The 17,161-nt window shown below is 58.0% G+C and carries 16 protein-coding genes and 1 tRNA gene; 4 read left to right on the top strand and 13 right to left on the bottom strand.

Features of this window, described 5'->3' with window-relative positions:
• Window positions 1–60 precede the first annotated feature (60 nt).
• Window positions 61–510, bottom strand: coding sequence for a Spy/CpxP family protein refolding chaperone (locus tag DIT72_RS10860; RefSeq protein WP_135955269.1), 450 nt, complete (start codon window positions 508–510; stop codon window positions 61–63).
• A gap of 218 nt (window positions 511–728) precedes the next feature.
• Between DIT72_RS10860 and ylqF the strand changes: the two genes are divergently transcribed.
• The 3 genes from ylqF (at window position 729) to fnr (ending at window position 3,877) form a co-directional block, all read left to right on the top strand.
• A complete protein-coding gene (ylqF, locus tag DIT72_RS10855; RefSeq protein WP_135955268.1) occupies window positions 729–1,616 on the top strand; it encodes a ribosome biogenesis GTPase YlqF in 888 nt (295 codons plus the stop codon).
• Between the two features lie 138 nt (window positions 1,617–1,754).
• Window positions 1,755–2,963, top strand: a complete 1,209-nt coding sequence (fabB, locus tag DIT72_RS10850) for a beta-ketoacyl-ACP synthase I (RefSeq protein ID WP_135955267.1) — start codon at window positions 1,755–1,757, stop codon at window positions 2,961–2,963.
• Window positions 2,964–3,130: 167 nt separating this feature from the next.
• The gene (gene fnr / locus DIT72_RS10845) at window positions 3,131–3,877 is read left to right on the top strand and encodes a fumarate/nitrate reduction transcriptional regulator Fnr (protein ID WP_135955266.1); all 747 of its coding nucleotides are present in this window, start codon (window positions 3,131–3,133) and stop codon (window positions 3,875–3,877) included.
• A gap of 37 nt (window positions 3,878–3,914) precedes the next feature.
• On the opposite strand, the gene DIT72_RS10840 is transcribed toward fnr, so the two are convergent.
• From DIT72_RS10840 to rnr, 9 genes are all read right to left on the bottom strand, one after another.
• Window positions 3,915–4,793: a sugar nucleotide-binding protein gene (locus tag DIT72_RS10840; protein WP_135955265.1), complete on the bottom strand. Its 879-nt coding sequence runs from the start codon at window positions 4,791–4,793 to the stop codon at window positions 3,915–3,917.
• Window positions 4,794–4,924: 131 nt separating this feature from the next.
• Complete coding sequence (gene alr, locus DIT72_RS10835; protein WP_135955264.1) at window positions 4,925–6,022, bottom strand: alanine racemase; 1,098 nt, start codon at window positions 6,020–6,022, stop codon at window positions 4,925–4,927.
• Entirely contained in the window at window positions 6,022–7,419 is a 1,398-nt protein-coding gene (dnaB, locus tag DIT72_RS10830) for a replicative DNA helicase (RefSeq protein ID WP_135955263.1), read from the bottom strand. The genes alr and dnaB overlap by 1 nt, the downstream gene beginning before the upstream one ends.
• 184 nt (window positions 7,420–7,603) lie before the next feature.
• A complete protein-coding gene (gene rplI, locus DIT72_RS10825; RefSeq protein ID WP_135955262.1) occupies window positions 7,604–8,050 on the bottom strand; it encodes a 50S ribosomal protein L9 in 447 nt (148 codons plus the stop codon).
• 20 nt (window positions 8,051–8,070) lie between these two features.
• Window positions 8,071–8,940, bottom strand: coding sequence for a hypothetical protein (locus DIT72_RS10820; protein WP_135955261.1), 870 nt, complete (start codon window positions 8,938–8,940; stop codon window positions 8,071–8,073).
• 27 nt (window positions 8,941–8,967) lie between these two features.
• Window positions 8,968–9,198 carry a 30S ribosomal protein S18 gene (rpsR, locus tag DIT72_RS10815; RefSeq protein WP_114613426.1) on the bottom strand — a complete coding sequence of 77 codons (231 nt, stop codon included), beginning with the start codon at window positions 9,196–9,198 and terminating at the stop codon, window positions 8,968–8,970.
• Window positions 9,199–9,227: 29 nt separating this feature from the next.
• The gene (rpsF, locus tag DIT72_RS10810; RefSeq protein WP_135955260.1) at window positions 9,228–9,644 is read right to left on the bottom strand and encodes a 30S ribosomal protein S6; all 417 of its coding nucleotides are present in this window, start codon (window positions 9,642–9,644) and stop codon (window positions 9,228–9,230) included.
• 233 nt (window positions 9,645–9,877) lie between these two features.
• Window positions 9,878–10,615 carry a 23S rRNA (guanosine(2251)-2'-O)-methyltransferase RlmB gene (rlmB, locus tag DIT72_RS10805; protein ID WP_135955259.1) on the bottom strand — a complete coding sequence of 246 codons (738 nt, stop codon included), beginning with the start codon at window positions 10,613–10,615 and terminating at the stop codon, window positions 9,878–9,880.
• A 3-nt stretch (window positions 10,616–10,618) separates the two neighbouring features.
• The gene (gene rnr / locus DIT72_RS10800) at window positions 10,619–13,231 is read right to left on the bottom strand and encodes a ribonuclease R (RefSeq protein WP_135955258.1); all 2,613 of its coding nucleotides are present in this window, start codon (window positions 13,229–13,231) and stop codon (window positions 10,619–10,621) included.
• 271 nt (window positions 13,232–13,502) lie between these two features.
• Between rnr and DIT72_RS10795 the strand changes: the two genes are divergently transcribed.
• A tRNA-Leu gene (locus DIT72_RS10795) sits at window positions 13,503–13,589 on the top strand.
• 132 nt (window positions 13,590–13,721) lie between these two features.
• Here the strand turns inward: DIT72_RS10795 and DIT72_RS10790 are convergent.
• From DIT72_RS10790 to mpl, 3 genes are all read right to left on the bottom strand, one after another.
• Window positions 13,722–14,867 (bottom strand): acyl-CoA dehydrogenase family protein, encoded by a 1,146-nt coding sequence (locus DIT72_RS10790; protein WP_135955257.1) that lies wholly within the window; start codon window positions 14,865–14,867, stop codon window positions 13,722–13,724.
• A gap of 116 nt (window positions 14,868–14,983) precedes the next feature.
• The gene (locus DIT72_RS10785; protein WP_135955256.1) at window positions 14,984–15,631 is read right to left on the bottom strand and encodes a flavin prenyltransferase UbiX; all 648 of its coding nucleotides are present in this window, start codon (window positions 15,629–15,631) and stop codon (window positions 14,984–14,986) included.
• A 38-nt stretch (window positions 15,632–15,669) separates the two neighbouring features.
• The gene (gene mpl, locus DIT72_RS10780) at window positions 15,670–17,064 is read right to left on the bottom strand and encodes a UDP-N-acetylmuramate:L-alanyl-gamma-D-glutamyl-meso-diaminopimelate ligase (RefSeq protein WP_135955255.1); all 1,395 of its coding nucleotides are present in this window, start codon (window positions 17,062–17,064) and stop codon (window positions 15,670–15,672) included.
• Window positions 17,065–17,161 lie beyond the last annotated feature (97 nt).

The raw sequence follows: 17,161 nt of genomic DNA, 5'->3' as shown, positions 1-17,161 counted from the left end.
GCCCAGGCGGTTTTTCAGGCTCCGGGGGTTAACCCGGAAGGTATAACGAACTACCAGCGCTTACTGCATGCCCTGCTGTTGCTGCTGCATCTGACGCTGTTGCTGCATCTGCTGCTGCATTTGCTGCATGCGCTTGTTCAGCTCTTCACGCTGCGCTTCGGTGAACACAGCATCAACCTTCGCCTGCATCAGGGTAGACATGGCGGTCATCTCGCCAGTAATGTCACCAAAATCCTCCGCTTTTTCACGAATCTCGTCTTCATCGTAATCCGGCTTGATCTGCGCCTGGATCTCCTGCTGCAGTTGCTGGGCCTCGCCCTGAAGCTCCTGAATCTCAGGCTGCATCTCCTCGATGATGCTGCGGATTTCTTTCTGCTGGTCATCGCTCAGGCCAACCATCTGAGCCAGTTGATCAACCTGGTCCGGCTGCCCGCCAGATTGCTGGGCCATCGCCGGAGAAGACAGCCCAACTGCAATCAGGGCAATTCCGAACAGTTTCACGAGCTTCATAGATATCTCCACTAATCGATTTTGGGTCGCTTTGGGTCTTCAAGCATTACACCCTAAAACAAAACAACAGGACATTTCATCCCGAACCCCCTTCTTTTTGTACATACTACCCTCCAGTAAAACCCTCAGCTCCCGCCACTGGCGGGTTGAGAGAAATGTGAAAATTTAGTCATTCCCGTCCATAATGGCGCCGTTCAGCCATTTCCGGAGTATCAACCATGGCCATTAACTGGTTTCCAGGGCATATGCACAAGGCCCGCAAGGAGATCAAAAAAGTAATGCCCCAGATGGATCTCATCATCGAGGTTCTGGATGCACGCCTGCCGTTCAGCAGTGAGAATCCGCTGGTTCCTTCCCTGAGGGGCGATACGCCGGTGATCAAGGTACTCAACAAGCGCGACCTCGCCGACCCCGAGGTCACCCGGCAATGGCTTGCCTGGCTGGAGCAGGAACGGGGTGTGCGCGCCATTACCATGACCCACAACCAGCGCGGAGAAGCACTGGACATCCTGCGGCTGGCCGGCGAGATGACGCCGGATCATGATCGCCAGAAACGGGCTCTGCGGGTAATGATCCTGGGGATTCCCAATGTCGGAAAATCCACGCTGATCAACACAATGGCTGGCCGACCGGCGGCCAAAACCGGCAACGAACCCGCCGTGACACGGGCGCAGCAGGCCATCAAACTGCCGGATAACGTATTGCTGTACGACACCCCCGGTTTTCTCTGGCCCAAGCTGTCGCCGGAAGCCTGCGGTTATCGCCTGGCCATCAGCGGCGCCATCCGTAGTGCGGTGATCGAGTTCGAGGACGTGGCCATGTTCGAGGCGGACTATTTGCTACAGGCCTACCCGGAGTTGGTGATGGCACGCTACGGCTTTGAGGAGCGCCCAGAGGACGGGCTCGCGCTGATGGATGGCATTGCCCTGAAACGACGATTCCTCGGCCGTGGTGGTGTTCCGGACCTGCACAAGGTATCGGAAATACTGCTCAATGAATTCCGTTCCGGGAAGCTGGGGCGCATTTCCCTCGAAACCCCCGAGATGGTAGAAAAAGAGACCCGGGAGGAAGCTGAGCGCCAACATGGCAGGAACGAGAAACCCTGACCCTCCCTTCAGGCTTTATCCATCCCCTTACCAAGGTCAAATACCGCACCGGCTCCAAAGCGCCTAGACTGGTGGTTATAGCCAGAGATAAAAAGGATCTGCCCGGTCTTCGGTGCAGGCCTTGTTAAGGAGGAAGGTATGAGACGGGTTGTAATCACCGGCATGGGCATTGTTTCCTGCCTGGGCAACTCTACGGATGCGGTACTGGAAAGCCTCAGGGCGGGTAAATCCGGCATCCGCTTCAACGAAACCTATCGGGACATGGGCTTCCGCAGCCGGATTGCAGGTTCCATTGACGTGGATACCTCGGTCATCGACCGCAAGACCCGACGTTTCATGGGCCAGTCTGCGATGTACAGCTTCCTTGCCATGGAACAGGCCATCGCCTCCTCGAAGCTGACAGACGACATGGTATCCAGTGACCGCACAGGCCTGATCGCCGGCTCCGGCGGTGCGTCCAGCGCCAGCCAGGTGGAAGCGGTTGATATCATGCGTGAGAAAGGCGTGAAGCGCATCGGGCCCTATATGGTGCCGAGGATCATGACCAGCACCGTATCTGCCTGCCTCGCCACAGCGTTCAGGATTCGCGGCGTCAACTACTCCATGTCGTCAGCCTGTGCCACCAGTGCCCACTGCATCGGCCATGCAGCAGAACAGATCCAGGCCGGCAAGCAGGACATCGTGTTTGCCGGTGGCGGGGAGGAAGAAGACTGGAGCCTGACCATGCTGTTCGACGCCATGGGGGCCCTTTCCACCAAGTATAACGACGCCCCTGAAACTGCCTCCAGGCCTTTCGACAGTGGCCGTGACGGATTTGTGATCGCCGGTGGCGGTGGCATGGTGGTGGTGGAAGAACTGGAGCACGCCCGCAAACGCGGTGCGCCAATCATAGCCGAACTGACCGGTTACGGCGCCACTTCTGACGGCCACGACATGGTGGCTCCCTCCGGGGAAGGCGCCATGCGTTGCATGCAGCAGGCGCTGGCCACGGTGAAGGTACCCGTTGACTACATCAACGCCCATGGCACCAGCACCCCGGTGGGGGATGTGGCGGAGATGAAAGCCGTCAGGAATGTTTTCGGCGACAAAATGCCGCAGATTTCCTCCACCAAGTCCCTGTCCGGACATTCCCTGGGGGCGTCCGGGGTCCATGAAGCCATTTATTCACTGCTCATGCTGCAGAACGGGTTCATCGCAGGCACCAAAAACCTGGAAAACCTGGATGCCACCATCGCCGGCATGCCAGTGGTGGGACCGGACTCCAAACCGGCGGATGTCAACGCCGTGATGTCCAACAGCTTCGGGTTCGGCGGCACCAACGCCTCCCTCGTGTTCGAAAAAGTTTGAACCTTTAAGCCGTCGCCGGACTGCCTGTGCAGCCCGGCAACGGCCTTTCCAGGACTATTGGCGGGGTATATGCTTATAATTTTCGATGGCATTGGTCATTGGCAAAGCCCAGGGTTCGTAATAAAGTAGGGCTTTGACATGAATCAATAACGGACGGTTCATTTACCATGGCGCAACCCATCAGACTTCATCAGGTCTCCCCTCTTAAAGCATCCTGTCACCAGTGCAGCCTGAGCAACCTGTGCCTGCCACTGGCGGTGGAAGACAACGAACTTTACCGTCTCGAAGATATTGTCCAGCAGGGCCGCATTTTCAGCCGTGGCGAGCACATTTTTGACCAGAGCACGCCGTTCCGGTCGTGCTTTGCTGTCAAGAGCGGTGCCATCAAGACGTCCATTATCAGCGAGAATGGTGAAGAACAGGTCACCGGATTCTTCATGCCTGGTGAACTGGTAGGCCTGGACAGTATGGGTAGCAAGAACTATGCCTGCACCGCCAAGGCCCTGGAGCGTACCAGCGTCTGCGAGTTCCCGGTCGACAGGCTGGAAGAGCTCACCGCCAAGCTTCCGGATCTCCAGCACCACGTGTATCATCTCATGAGCCAGGAAATCCAGGGCAGCCATCAACTGGCCATGCTACTGAGCAAGAACACGGCAGAGGAGCGAATTGCTGCTTTGCTGCTATCCCTGTCAAGCCGCTTCCATCGCCGCCGCATGTCCGGCACCAACTTCAGCCTGCCCATGGCCCGCAATGACATCGCCAACTTTCTGGGACTGGCCGTTGAAACCGTTAGCCGGGTGTTCACCCGCTTCCAGAATCAGGGCATCATCAGCGCCCGGGGACGGGAAGTGGAACTTCTGGATGTGGAGGCACTGCAGACGGTTACCCGGGAATTTTCACGGCAGAATCAGTAACGGGAACGCTTTCCTGGCTGACGAGCCGGCGGTTGTCTCAGCCGGCCGGTTCGTCAGTCAACTGTCTGTCTCCATTCAGCGAAAGCAGATGCAGCTCTTCCGAGAGTCCTGAACGCCAGGGTAACTGCTTGACACCAAAAGTATTACGGATCTTGGTGCAGATCATGGTGGCATTGACCGGTTCAAGTGCGGCCCAGGCAGGCATTTCATCGAGCACCCGGATTCCACTGGGAATACCGCTCAACCCGGTGATGGCAAGCCCAAGCTCATAGAGCGAAATATCTTCGGCACCTGCATACTGATAGGTTTCCCATACCTCGGCACCACAATCAACCTGCTGGACAATAGCGGTGATCACCCGGGAAAGGTCGCTGACGGTTACCGGCTGGCCATGGCATTTGCTGGGCAGTCTGATGACGTCGGAACCGGCTGCCACAGACTGTACCTTGCGGATAAATCGCCCCAGGCTCCAGCCTGTTCGAAGGATGATATGCCGGGGCAGAAGCGCCCGCACTGCCTGTTCGCATTCCCACTGCCATTTGCCCAGTTCATTGCAGGGTTGGCCGGGGTTAGAGGCAATGTAGGCGCTCTGCTTGCGACCATCGAACACGTAACACGAAGATAGCTGTAACAACGCAATATTCCGCTCACAGGCGTGCTTGGCCAGTGCCACGGGCAGGGAGAAGGCCGCCTTGTGAGCGGTTTCCGGGTCCTTCTCCGCAATTTCCGGGTCGGCCAGCCACAACGCGTTAACGATCAGGTCGGTATCGTCGGGGATCCAGCCCTCCAGAGCCGTCAGGTCGGCCGTTTCCAGATCACTGACCAGCAAAGGGCTGATGTGCAGCGTGGTATTTCTCAGACGCTCCAGCAGTACCCGCCCCAAGGGGCCATAATCATGAATAACAAGAACATGCACGAGCGCTCACTACCTCCGGTTTCTGTCGACTTTGTTGATGAGCAGTTCCTACGAGCATACAACAACAGCACCCCACTTTCTGAAAACAACAGAGCCCGAAATCATCGACAAGACGAAAGCGGCTTGCTGATCTAACCTGCCCTGTCGGCGGGACTGCGGTACAGCCTGGGCACCCTTGCAGTAATGCCGGTGAGCAGTTCGTAGGCAATCGTACCGGCGTGTTGTGCCACTTCATCGACACTCACATGCCCGCCCCAAAGCTCGACAGTATCGCCCGGACAGGCGCCCGGTACGCCGGTCAAGTCCACCGCCAGCATGTCCATGGACACCCGGCCGATCAGGCGTATGCGATGGCCGGCCACCCAGGCTGGCGTATCCGTGCCGGCATGGCGCGGATAACCATCGCCATACCCAATAGCAACGATCCCCATACGGGTTTCCCGCTCTGCAGTCCAGCTACAAGCATAACCTACAGACTCGCCGGGCTTGAGCGTACGCACCGCCGTCAACTGCGCCTCCAGTGTCATTACTGGTTTCAGGCCCAGTTGCGGACCCGTTTTTTCGAGCATTGGAGAAGCACCATAGAGCATGATACCCGGGCGGCTCAAGTCAAACAGTGGCTGGCCCGGCAGGAAATGGGCAGCAGAGTTGCCTGCGCTTTTTTGCAGAGATGGCCAGTCAGCCACGGCCTCGGTGAACAGGCGGGTCTGTTCATCTGTGAAACTGCTGGCCACATCGTCCGCACACGCAAAATGGGTCACAAAACCCACCACTTTTTGCTGCACCGCGTATCTTTCCAGCCGGTCCATTACTTCCACCAGCATGACTGGCGCAAAGCCGAGCCGATTCATGCCAGTGTTCACCTTGAGCCAGAGCGTCGGCGTCTCCGCGGCGTGCTCGAGCCAGTCCAGCTGATGGTCACTGTGAACCACCATCTCGAAGCCTTCACGTGCGCAAATGGCCAGGTCATCAGCGCTGTGCACGCCCTGCAGCAATACCACGGGATGGCCAATGCCGGCCTCGCGAATGGCCTGTGCCTCCTCAATACAGGCAACGGCAAATCTGGGGGCGTCGTCCGCCAGCGCCCGCGCAACCTCACCAATACCGTGGCCATAACCATCGGCCTTGATAACGGCCATGGCCCGGGCCGGGCTGGCCAGCGCACAGGCAAGGCGATAGTTGTGGCGAAGTGCACTGATATCAATACGGGCAACGGTGTTCCGTGGCATCAATAATCCCCGCCATAATCGCCGTGAGCCAGGTCCTCAAACTTGGTGTACTTGCCAATAAAGGCCAGCCGCACGGTCCCGATGGGTCCGTTCCGCTGCTTACCGATGATGATCTCGGCAATGCCCTTGTCGGAGGTATCTTCGTTATAGACCTCGTCGCGGTATACAAACATGATCACGTCTGCGTCCTGCTCGATGGCCCCGGATTCCCGCAGGTCCGAGTTTACCGGCCGCTTGTTGGGTCGCTGCTCCAGGCTACGGTTGAGCTGGGAGAGCGCTACCACCGGGCAACTGAGTTCCTTTGCAATCCCTTTGAGGGAGCGGGAGATCTCGGAAATTTCGGCAGTACGGCCCTCGGTATTGCCGGGCACCCGCATCAACTGGAGATAATCCACCATGATCAGACCCAGCTGGCCGTCGTTTTCACGGGCGATACGGCGAGCCCGGGAACGCATCTCCGTGGGGCTGAGGCCCGGGGTATCATCAATGTAGAGCGGTTTGTCTTTCAGCAGGCTGACCGCCGAGGTCAGCCTGGGCCAGTCGTCCTCTTCCAGTTTGCCACTGCGAATCCGGCTCTGGTCAATCCGCCCCAGGGACGACAGCATACGCATGACCAGTGCATCCGCCGGCATCTCCATGCTGAACACCAGAATCGGCGTACTGGTGCTGATGAGGGCATTCTCGACAATGTTCATGGCAAAGGTGGTCTTACCCATGGAGGGGCGGCCAGCCACGATCAACAGGTCTGCCGGCTGCATGCCGGACGTCCACTCGTCCAGATCCTTGAACCCGGTGGTCAGGCCTGTTGTGGTCTCACCGGATTCAAACAGCTCCTCGATACGGCCAAGAGCCTTGGTAAGAATCGGATTGATGGTCTGCGGCCCAGTGCCCTCCTTTACCCGGGATTCAGCAATCTGGAATACGTTGCGTTCGGCTTCATCCAGGATCTCGTTGCTGTTACGCCCGAGGGGATTGAAGGCCGAATCCGAGATCTGTCCTGACACCTGCACCAACTGACGCAGGATGGATCGTTCACGCACGATCTCCGCGTACGCCCGGATATTGGCCGCGCCCGGAGTTTTCTCCGCCAGTTCCGCCAGGTAGGAAAGTCCACCAGCGTCTTCGATGTCGCCGGCCCGCTCGAGAAATTCCGTCAGCGTCACCACATCGAGTGGTTCGCCCTCCCCGGCAAGGCGTTCCGCGGCGCCGAAGATCAGCCGGTGATCCTGGCGATAGAAGTCGATCGCGGAAATCATTTCCGAGATCTCGTCAAACCGGCGATTGTCCAGCATCAGGCCCCCAAGAACCGCCTGCTCGGCCTCCACGGAATGTGGTGGAACCTTTATCCTGCTGGTTTCAGGGTCGCTGTTTACCGGTTTGAAATTCGGGTTGGCCATGGAAACGTCTTCATCTGGGCATCACATCCGGGACAGTTTACGGGGATTGTCGATGCGATGGGAAAGCTATTGAAAGCACAAATCATACACCAGAAAGCAACAGGCCCGGAATCCGCCTGAGCGGATTCCGGGCCTGTATGGCTGCCGCCGGTTGGAAACCCGGCGTTACCGCTTAACCTGCAATTTACTCGGCAACAACGGCCAGGTTCACCACAGCGGTTACGTCGGAGTGCAACTGAAGCTCAATCTCGTACTCGCCAACCACTCGGATTGGGCCTTCCGGCAGACGAACTTCACTTTTCTCAACTTCGGTACCCGCAGCGGTAATCGCATCAGCGATGTCACGCACACCAATGGAACCGAACAGCTTGCCTTCTTCACCAGCCTTGGAAGTAATGGTGAAAGAAGCGCCGTCCAGAACCTCGGCACGAGCCTTGGCAGCAGCCAGCTTGTCAGCAGCTACTTTTTCCAGCTCTGCACGGCGTTCGTCGAAGGCCTTCAGGTTGTCGGCAGTCGCCGCGACAGCCTTGCCATAAGGCAGCAGAAAATTACGACCGTAACCGGCCTTTACCTTGACCTTGTCGCCCAGTGAGCCAAGGTTTGCTACTTTTTCGAGCAGAATAACTTCCATCTCGTTAACCTCTTCGTACTTTATTCAGCCGGACCGGAGGGCTTTTTTATACGTCTCCGGATGTCCAGCCAGCTATCCACAAAAGCCAGAACTACCAACAGAATCATCAGGCTTGGACCAAGCAGTACCAGTGCCATATAAAACAGTACCAGCCACTGGCCACTCAGATTTCTACGACCCACAACACCATGAACCAGAGCCAGCCCCGCCACAAACAGCGGCAACCCTCCGGCCCAGCCAAGCAGCATGGAATTCAGCCCGAGAACGGGCCCTGCCACCATGGTAATCACACAGATAACCGCGATTGCCGGTGACAGCCGAAGCGAGTGGAACTCGGTCCGGAATCCGCCCGGGTTGTATAACCCGGCCTGCCAGGATCTTGCCAGCATGGTCATGCAAACCCCGATTACCAGGTAAGTGCCGGCCATGCTCGCATTCATGGTTTGCCGAATAACTGTTTCCAGCCTGTCGCCAAGACTGTTGGCCACTTCGGCGTTGTACTCTTCGTAAAATCGTACCCCGGTCTGCACCAGATCATTTAACAGATCCGGATACAGAAGGGGCAGCATCATGCCTGTCACAATACCCAGGAAACTGCCTGCCAGCAGCGCTTTCTCCCACGACAGGGTTGTTCTCAGTATTGATGCCATCAGCATTACCTGAAGCAACGTAACCAGTGCCGTCGGGTCCTGCCCGAACCAGCTCCAGCCGAGCGCCGGCAGTAATGCCCAGAGGCCGATATTCAGCCCCTGACTGATACCCAGCCTGAGAATGACCAGGCCAATAACCGCTGCACCAATCCAGAACAACAGGGGTATTGCAGTTGTTACTGCTGCCACCCCGCCTGCCTGCAGAGGACCGCGCATTACAAACTGTGCCAGTGCACGCATGGTCCCGGGTCCTGTTTATTCTGTTACTTAGTTATCGTGGCTGTCCGAATACGGCAACAGTGCCAGGTAGCGGGCACGCTTGATAGCGGTAGCCAGCTGACGCTGATAGCGTGCCTTGGTGCCGGTGATACGGCTGGGCACGATTTTGCCGGTTTCAGTGACATAACCTTTCAGGGTGTCCAGATCCTTGTAATCGATCTCTTTAACACCCTCTGCCGTGAAGCGGCAGAACTTACGACGTCTGAAAAAACGAGCCATAACTTAACTCCTCAACTCCGGTGATGGTTTTACTCTTCTTCGTCCTGGGTTTCAGCCTGCTGACGTGGTTCGTCAGATTCGGCTGAACGACGCGGACGATCATCGCCACCACGACGGTCTTCACGGGACTCGGAAGCTTTCATCGGGGACAGGTCCGTATCGGCACCATCGCGGCGCAGGATCATGTCGCGGATGATGGCATCGTTGAAACGGAAGTTGTGAGTCAGCTCGTCCATCGCTGCCTGTGAACATTCAACGTTCATCAGTACGTAGTGAGCCTTGTGAATCTTGTTGATCGGGTAAGCCAGGTGACGACGGCCCCAATCTTCCAGGCGATGTACCTTGCCGCCATCTTCATTGATGACGCCGGTATAACGCTCGATCATCGCGGGCACCTGCTCGCTCTGATCCGGGTGTACCATAAATACGATTTCGTAGTGACGCATGAGTTCTCCCTACGGTTTAAACAGCCCCTGGCACAGGCACAGATTTGAAAAAAACCGGGCCAATGCAAGAAGCAAGGAGGTGGCAGGCAAAGCTGCCGGCTTCTTTTTGCTTTTATCAATAAGACGTTACGGATAAGGCCTGATCAAAAAGCCGGTATCGACGGCCCGTATTCCGGGCAATACAATACTGCCCCCTGGAAAGGGGGTCACGTATTCTAGGCGCGTGGCGGCTTCTATGCAAGCCGCTGTCGCAAGGCTTCGTACAGACAGACACCGGTTGCCACGGACACATTAAGGCTGTCCACATGCCCGAGCATGGGGATATTGATCAGCAGGTCGCAATGCTCCCGGGTGAGGCGGCGCATGCCTTTGCCTTCGGCACCCATTACCAGGGCAACCGGGCCAGTAAAGTCCGCCTGATAGAGCGTGGCCGCCGACTCACCGGCGGTGCCGATGAGCCAGACCCCGCCATCCTGGACGGTGCGCATGAAGCGCGCAAGATTGGTGACGCGAACCAACGGCACGGTTTCAGCGGCCCCACAGGCCACCTTACGAACCGTAGGTGACAGCGAGGCAGACTTGTCTTTGGGCACAACCACCGCCTGCACACCGACAGCGTCAGCTGTGCGCAGGCAGGCCCCCAGGTTGTGGGGGTCAGTCACACCGTCCAGGATCAGCAAAAACGGCGGTTTACCGGAGCTGGCAAGCATTGCCAGGAGATCGTCCTCGCTCCATTCGCGGCTTTCGGAGACCGCAGCCACAATTCCCTGGTGAACCCCGGAAACCCGCTGGTCCAGCTCCTTTCGGTGCACTACCTGCCAGCGCACCCCAAGCTCGTTCAGGGCATCGGTTATTGTCCTGACCCGGCGATCCTCCCGGCCGGTCTGGATCCACACCTGCTGCAGGCGCTCGGGTTCGCGCTTCAGAACCGCTTCAATCGCATGCCAGCCAAAAATAAACTCTTCAGACACGGCCTATTTCCCTGACTTGCGAGGCTTACGTTTCTTGTCAGCGTCTGTGGTCTTGCCAGTCGATTTCTTGCCCTTACCCAATGCCAGCTTGGCCGCTTCCGCTACCAGTTTGTCCCGGGCTGACAGCTCGCCATCGTCCTCGTAGGTGGGCGCCACGTTTTCGGGCTTTTCCGATTTGCCGGAAGGCTTCGACGCCGACCCCTTCCGGCGGCGGGGTTTTGGTGGGGCGGTATCGCCGGTTTTTCCCCGGCCGCCTTTTTCACTGTCGCCCTTGGGGGAACGACCGGCAGCGGATTTTCCGCCCTTGCCGCGGCCCTTGGCTTTATCTTTGGGCTCACGCTTGGTGATTTGCAGCGCGTCCCGGTCGGCCTGGCGATGCTGGGGATCACTCACCAGTTCAAGATCAATCTTGCGGTCTTCCATCCCTACGCGCATCACCTTCACACGAACGTCGTCACCCAGACGGAAGCTCATGGCGGTCCGCTCACCGATCAGGCGATGCTTGGCAGAGTCGTGATGGAAGTAGTCGCCACTGAGCGTGGATACGTGTACCAGGCCTTCTATGTAAACCCCGGACAACTCCACAAAGAAACCGAACGGCACGACAGCAGCAATCACACCATCGTACTCCTCACCCACATGGTCCTTCAGATACTCACACTTGAGCCAGGCCATGACATCACGGGTGGCGTCATCTGCGCGGCGTTCCGTCATCGAGCAGTGCTCACCCAACTGATGCATCCGGGCCGTGTCGTAAGGGTAATCCGCAAGATCCGGGTCCGGCTTAGGCGGAGCCACGACGTCTTTGCTGTTTTCTTCGCCATGCACTACGGACTTGATACCGCGATGCACGATCAGGTCCGGATAGCGTCGGATCGGCGAGGTAAAGTGGGCGTAGCTGGAAAAGCCGAGGCCGAAATGGCCACCCTCTTCCGGGCTGTATACGGCCTGGCTGAGCGAACGCAGCATCACCGTCTGGATCACGTTGGCATCAGAACGGTCGGAAATACTCGACAGCAGTTCCTGGTAGTCCGCCGAGGTCGGCTTGTCGCCGCCCCCCAGCTGCAGGCCCAGCTCGCTCAGGAAAAGCCGCACGGCATTAAGGCGCTCTTCTGACGGACCATCGTGAACACGATACAGCGATGGCACCTTGTGCTTTTTGAGGAAACGCGCGGTAGCCACGTTGGCGGCAAGCATGCACTCCTCGACAATCTTGTGGGCGTCGTTGCGCTGGACCGGAATGATTTCCTCGATCTTGCGGTTTGCATCGAACACCACCCTGGTTTCCGTGGTTTCGAAGTCGATGGCGCCGCGCTCGGTTCTCGCCTTGCGCAACAGTTTGTAGAGATTGTAAAGATTGTGCAGATGCGGCAACACGTGGGCGTACTGTTCCGACAGCCGGTAGCCGGGCTCGGAATCCGGCCGCTCCAGCATGTCACTGACCTTGTTGTAGGTCAGCCGCGCATGGCTGTGCATCACCGCCTGATAGAAGGTATAGCCACTGATGCTGCCGGCAGCGCTGATGGTCATGTCCGCCACCATACACAGCCGGTCCACGCCCGGGTTCAGGGAACACAGGCCATTGGACAGTTTTTCCGGGAGCATGGGCACCACGTGGTCCGGGAAATACACGGAGTTGCCGCGATTGATCGCCTCTTCGTCCAGTGGCGTAGCGGGGCGCACATAATGTGACACGTCTGCAATCGCTACCAGCAAACGGTAGCCACCACGAGGGCGCGGCTCGCAGTAGATGGCATCGTCGAAATCCCGCGCGGTTTCATCATCGATGGTCACCAGGCGCAGGTTGCGGATATCAACCCGGTTCTGCTTGTCTTTTTCCGTCACTTCCTCGGGAATGGCAGCAATCTGCTCACCCACTGCCGGTGGCCAGCTATGGGGAATATCGTAGGAGCGGATAGCAACGTCGATTTCCATGCCCGGCGCCATGTGCTCGCCCAGTATCTCGACCACCTTTCCGGTCGGCTGGGTTCTCACTGTGGGCTGGCGCAATATATCCACCACCACGTACTGGCCATGCCGTGCTTCATTGATATGCTCGGGAGGAATCAGCACTTCGTGGTTGATGCGGGCGTTCTCGGGAACAACAAAGGAGATGCCACTTTCCTGGAACAGCCTGCCGACAGTCTGATGGGTGCGGTATTCCAGCACCTCCACGATCACACCTTCGCGGCGACCCCGGTCATCGACACGTTCCACCCGCGCGGCAACCCGGTCACCATGGAAGACCTGACGCATCTGGCGTGCCGTGAGAAACAGATCGGAACCCCCATCATCGGGGATCAGGAAACCAAATCCATCTTTATGTCCGGTTACCCGGCCGGTTACCAGGTCGGCCTCTTCGATCGGCAGGTAGGCGCCACGGCGGTTGCAGATCAACTGTCCGTCCCGACACATGGCAATCAGCCGACGGCGCAGCGCCTCAATGCCCTCTTCCGACTGCTGACCCAGTTCTTCACACAGGGTTTCGTGGGTGGCCGGCGCGCCCCTCTCCTTCAGGTGTTCAAGAATGAACTCCCGGCTCTGGATGGGGTTGTCGTACTTGCTGGCCTCACGCTGGGCGTGTGGGTCGTTGTCTGTCTTTTTTCTGGAAACCATTCGTATCCCTATCTGGATTTCCTGCCTGGAAATCATGCGTTACATTAAGTTTGTTGAGGAGTATAACGCCGCCAACGCCCGCCTGCATAACTGGCTACCAAAAAAAGGTGCAAAAACTGGCTGTAGCGGGCAAAAAATGTTTGACAGCCTTTTTCCGAATGATTAAAGTACGCGCCATCGGTTGACAGCATTTCCTGCCACCGAGGCATAAACACCGGAAATTCAACAACGTAAAGATGTTGATTCCCACCGGAAAGACTGCAAATCACCTGCCGAGGTGGTGAAATTGGTAGACACGCTAGCTTCAGGTGCTAGTGGGGGCAACCCCGTGGAGGTTCAAGTCCTCTCCTCGGCACCACTTCCTCCCCCAGGAAGTGTTACCAACCCGACAACGTTTACAAGCCAAATTCACAGCGAGTTGGTTCCTGCGACCTCCGACTCCCCGGTTTTACCCGGAGAGCAGAGCTCTGTCTGTCCTGCCGCGTACGCTTCAAAAAGAGCGTGCGACGATCTCTTTCATGATCTCGTTGGTACCTGCATAAATACGCTGCACCCGGGAATCGGCCCAGGCACGGGCAATGGGGTATTCCCACATGTAGCCGTAGCCGCCGTGAAGCTGGACGCACTCATCCATGACTTTACACTGCAGATCAGTGGTGTGCTGTTTCAGCATGGCTGCGGTGGGGATGTCCAGCTTCTTCTCCAGGTGCAGCTCGAGGCAACGGTCACAGAAGACCCGGGCAGCGGTGATTTCGGCTTTCATCTCCGCCATCTTGAAGCGGGTGTTCTGGAAGGCGATCACCGGCTTGCCGAACGCCTTGCGCTCTTTCACGTAATCCAGCGTCCATTGCCAGGCGGCTTCCGCTGCAGCAACGGCGGTCAAACCAACCTGCAGGCGTTCAGCCGGCAACTCCGACATTAACTGGAAAAAGCCCTGGCCTTCCATGGAACCCAGCAGTTGGTCCGCTGGAACCCGGACATCCTGGAAAAACAGCTCGGAGGTGTCCTGGGCCTTCATACCCACCTTGTTCAGGTTCTGCCCTTTTTCGAAGCCTTCCCAGGCGCTTTCCACCAGCAGCAGGCTGGTGCCCTTGGCGCCCTCTTTCGGATCGGTCTTGGCCACCACAATCACCAGGTCCGCCATCTGGCCGTTGGTGATGAAGGTTTTCGAGCCATTCAGCACGTAGTGATCGCCCTCCTCGCTCTTCACCGCCGTGGTTTTCACGCCCTGGAGATCGGAACCGGCGCCGGGTTCGGTCATGGCGATGGCACCAATCATTTCACCTGCAGCGAGTTTCGGCAGGTAATACTGCTTCTGCGCTTCGGAGCCGTAATTGAGGATATAGGGAGCAACGATATCGGAATGCAGGGTCCAGCCAATGCCGGACAGGCCAGCCCGCGAGACTTCTTCCATGATGACGGCGCTGTAGCGGAAATCCGCCCCTACGCCACCGTACTCTTCCGGCATGGTGGGGCACAGGAAACCGAGGTCGCCGGCCTTGGTCCAGAGCTCCCGGCTGACCTGGCCATCCTTTTCCCATTGTTCGTGATAGGGCGCCGCTTCCTGTTGCAGGAACTTGCGGACGGAATCGCGGAAACCTTCAAGGTCGGCATCGAAGAGTGTGCGTGGAATCATGGTGAACCTCGGTGAATGACTGTCTCGTGATTGTGGTTCACCAAGTCTCGGGGGCGCGGCGTTTTCGCTCAATGATGAAAAGCATCAATCGGGCTGACCAAAACCATCGCTGGCAGTCAGTCGGACCGCTTTGCGCTGAGCCGCTCCTCGCCCCAGCGTGGCATCAGCTCCTGTGGCAGGCCCAGGTGGTCCAGCATGCGGGCGACGATGAAGTCCACCAGGTCACTGACCGATTGGGGCTGATGATAAAAGCCGGGGCTGGCCGGCATGATAACGGCACCCATGCGGGTTAACCGCAGCATGTTTTCCAGGTGCACTTCGGAATAGGGCGCTTCCCGGGGCACCAGGATTAACTGACGACGTTCTTTCAGGGCGACATCCCCGGCACGTTCGATAAGATTGTTGCTGGCACCCGTGGCCAGTGCTGAGAGGGTACCTGTACTGCAGGGGCAGATAACCAGCGGCGCCTTCTCACCGGATCCGGAAGCCGGCGGGGAGAACCAGTCCTCCCGCCCGAACACCAGCACCTGCCCCGGCCTGGCGCCGGCATAGCCGGTCAGCACTTCCTGCATGGCCGGTGTATTACCCGGCAGTTTCAGGTCCGTTTCCGTGGCAATCACTATCTGGGCCGCCTTGCTGATCATCACATGCACCCGGCAATCCGCCGCTACCAGGCACTGCAGAAGGCGAAGGCCGTACTGTGCTCCGGATGCGCCGGTGAAAGCCAGGTTGATTACCCGCTGGTTGTCTGATGCTGCTGTCATGCTGATATTTCCTGATCGGTTGGGAGGCAAACGACCTCTCAGCCGGTTTTACGTTCAAGCTCCGCAATCAGCTTCTGATGGATACCACCAAAACCGCCATTACTCATGATGACAATATGGCAGGGGCCGGACACCTGTTCCAGAACCCGCTCGATCAATGCCTCCACAGTGGACTCAACCGAGTGACGATCCGGCGCCTCCGCGGTGGCGTTATGGCCTTCAATCAATGCCGGCAGCCAGTCCATCCGATTGAGGTTGGCCCAGATTACCCGGTCAGCCGCTGCCGCGCTGGGCAGCAGAGTCTGCTGGTGCACCCCTTGCTGCATGGTGTTGGAGCGGGGCTCGATCAGCGCGAGGATGGTCTCCTCGCCAACCTTGTGGCGTAAACCTTCAAGGGTGGTGGTGATGGCAGTGGGGTGATGGGCGAAGTCGTCATAAACGTGGACCCCGGCAACATCCGCCAGCAATTCCATCCGCCGCTTGACCCCCGAAAACCGGCACAACGCCGCGACAGCATGATCCGGCGTCACACCCACATGACGGGCAGCAGCAATGGCCGCCAGAGCGTTGCGAACATTATGCAGGCCGGTCTGTGACCATTTGACCGCGGCGACAGGTTGCTCGTGATGAACCACCATGAAACGGCTGCCATCCTCCGCCAGCAATTCCGCCCGCCAGTCCGCCATATAGGGCACTTCACTGCCTACCGATGTCGCCTGAACACTGGTCCAGCAGCCCAGCTCCAGCGCCTTGTCGAGATGGCCATCCAGCGCCGGGCGCACGATCAGTCCACGGGACGGTACGGTTCTGACCAGGTGATGGAACTGACGTTCGATGGCTTCTACGCTGTCGAAGATATCAGCGTGATCAAACTCCAGATTGTTGAGAATCAGGGTATGGGGCCGGTAGTGAACGAACTTGGAGCGCTTGTCGAAGAAGGCGCTGTCGTACTCGTCCGCTTCGATCACGAAGAAATCGCTGTTGCCGAGCCTGGCAGATACCGGAAAATCGTTGGGCACGCCGCCCACCAGGTAGCCGGCTTCAAGGCCCGCCTGTTCCAGAATCCATAGCAGCATCGCCGTGGTGGTGGTTTTCCCATGAGTGCCTGCCACCGCGAGCACCCAGCGATGACGCAGCACTTCCCGCGCCAGCCATTCCGGGCCGGACATGTAGTCGATATTCTGGTTCAGAACGGCCTCCACCTCAGGGTTGCCCCGGGACATGGCGTTGCCAATGAGCACCAGATCCGGTAGCGGCCTGAGGTTATCAGGATCATAGCCTTCCATCAGGCCAATACCCTGGGCTTCAAGCTGGCTGCTCATGGGTGGATACACGCCCTGATCAGAGCCGGTGACGGTGTGACCAAGCTCTCTTGCCAGCACCGCCAGGCTGCCCATGAAGGTGCCACAGATTCCCAGGATATGAATACGCATTCGGTTGTCGACCTCTTGGATGAAACCTGCAAAGCCTCCCGTATAGAGTGCGGGTCGTCAAGCGTTGCTTGCGACGTTTGATGTCATGAAAAAAACC

Origin of the sequence: Marinobacter orientalis, from assembly GCF_004792665.1 — a bacterium.
Classification (GTDB): domain Bacteria; phylum Pseudomonadota; class Gammaproteobacteria; order Pseudomonadales; family Oleiphilaceae; genus Marinobacter; species Marinobacter orientalis.
Note: the sequence above shows the minus strand (reverse complement) of the source record. Positions and strands in the feature narration are given on the sequence as shown.

What these genes read in the sequence shown, in the direction of transcription:
- rpsR (WP_114613426.1), bottom strand. Translation starts at nt 9,198, where the DNA reads ATGGCTCGTTTTTTCAGACGTCGTAAGTTCTGCCGCTTCACGGCAGAG.
- DIT72_RS10790 (WP_135955257.1), bottom strand. Translation starts at nt 14,867, where the DNA reads ATGATTCCACGCACACTCTTCGATGCCGACCTTGAAGGTTTCCGCGAT.
- DIT72_RS10860 (WP_135955269.1), bottom strand. Translation starts at nt 510, where the DNA reads ATGAAGCTCGTGAAACTGTTCGGAATTGCCCTGATTGCAGTTGGGCTG.
- alr (WP_135955264.1), bottom strand. Translation starts at nt 6,022, where the DNA reads ATGCCACGGAACACCGTTGCCCGTATTGATATCAGTGCACTTCGCCAC.
- rnr (WP_135955258.1), bottom strand. Translation starts at nt 13,231, where the DNA reads ATGGTTTCCAGAAAAAAGACAGACAACGACCCACACGCCCAGCGTGAG.
- fnr (WP_135955266.1), top strand. Translation starts at nt 3,131, where the DNA reads ATGGCGCAACCCATCAGACTTCATCAGGTCTCCCCTCTTAAAGCATCC.
- DIT72_RS10820 (WP_135955261.1), bottom strand. Translation starts at nt 8,940, where the DNA reads ATGCGTGCACTGGCACAGTTTGTAATGCGCGGTCCTCTGCAGGCAGGC.
- mpl (WP_135955255.1), bottom strand. Translation starts at nt 17,064, where the DNA reads ATGCGTATTCATATCCTGGGAATCTGTGGCACCTTCATGGGCAGCCTG.
- ylqF (WP_135955268.1), top strand. Translation starts at nt 729, where the DNA reads ATGGCCATTAACTGGTTTCCAGGGCATATGCACAAGGCCCGCAAGGAG.
- dnaB (WP_135955263.1), bottom strand. Translation starts at nt 7,419, where the DNA reads ATGGCCAACCCGAATTTCAAACCGGTAAACAGCGACCCTGAAACCAGC.
- rpsF (WP_135955260.1), bottom strand. Translation starts at nt 9,644, where the DNA reads ATGCGTCACTACGAAATCGTATTTATGGTACACCCGGATCAGAGCGAG.
- DIT72_RS10785 (WP_135955256.1), bottom strand. Translation starts at nt 15,631, where the DNA reads ATGACAGCAGCATCAGACAACCAGCGGGTAATCAACCTGGCTTTCACC.
- rplI (WP_135955262.1), bottom strand. Translation starts at nt 8,050, where the DNA reads ATGGAAGTTATTCTGCTCGAAAAAGTAGCAAACCTTGGCTCACTGGGC.
- fabB (WP_135955267.1), top strand. Translation starts at nt 1,755, where the DNA reads ATGAGACGGGTTGTAATCACCGGCATGGGCATTGTTTCCTGCCTGGGC.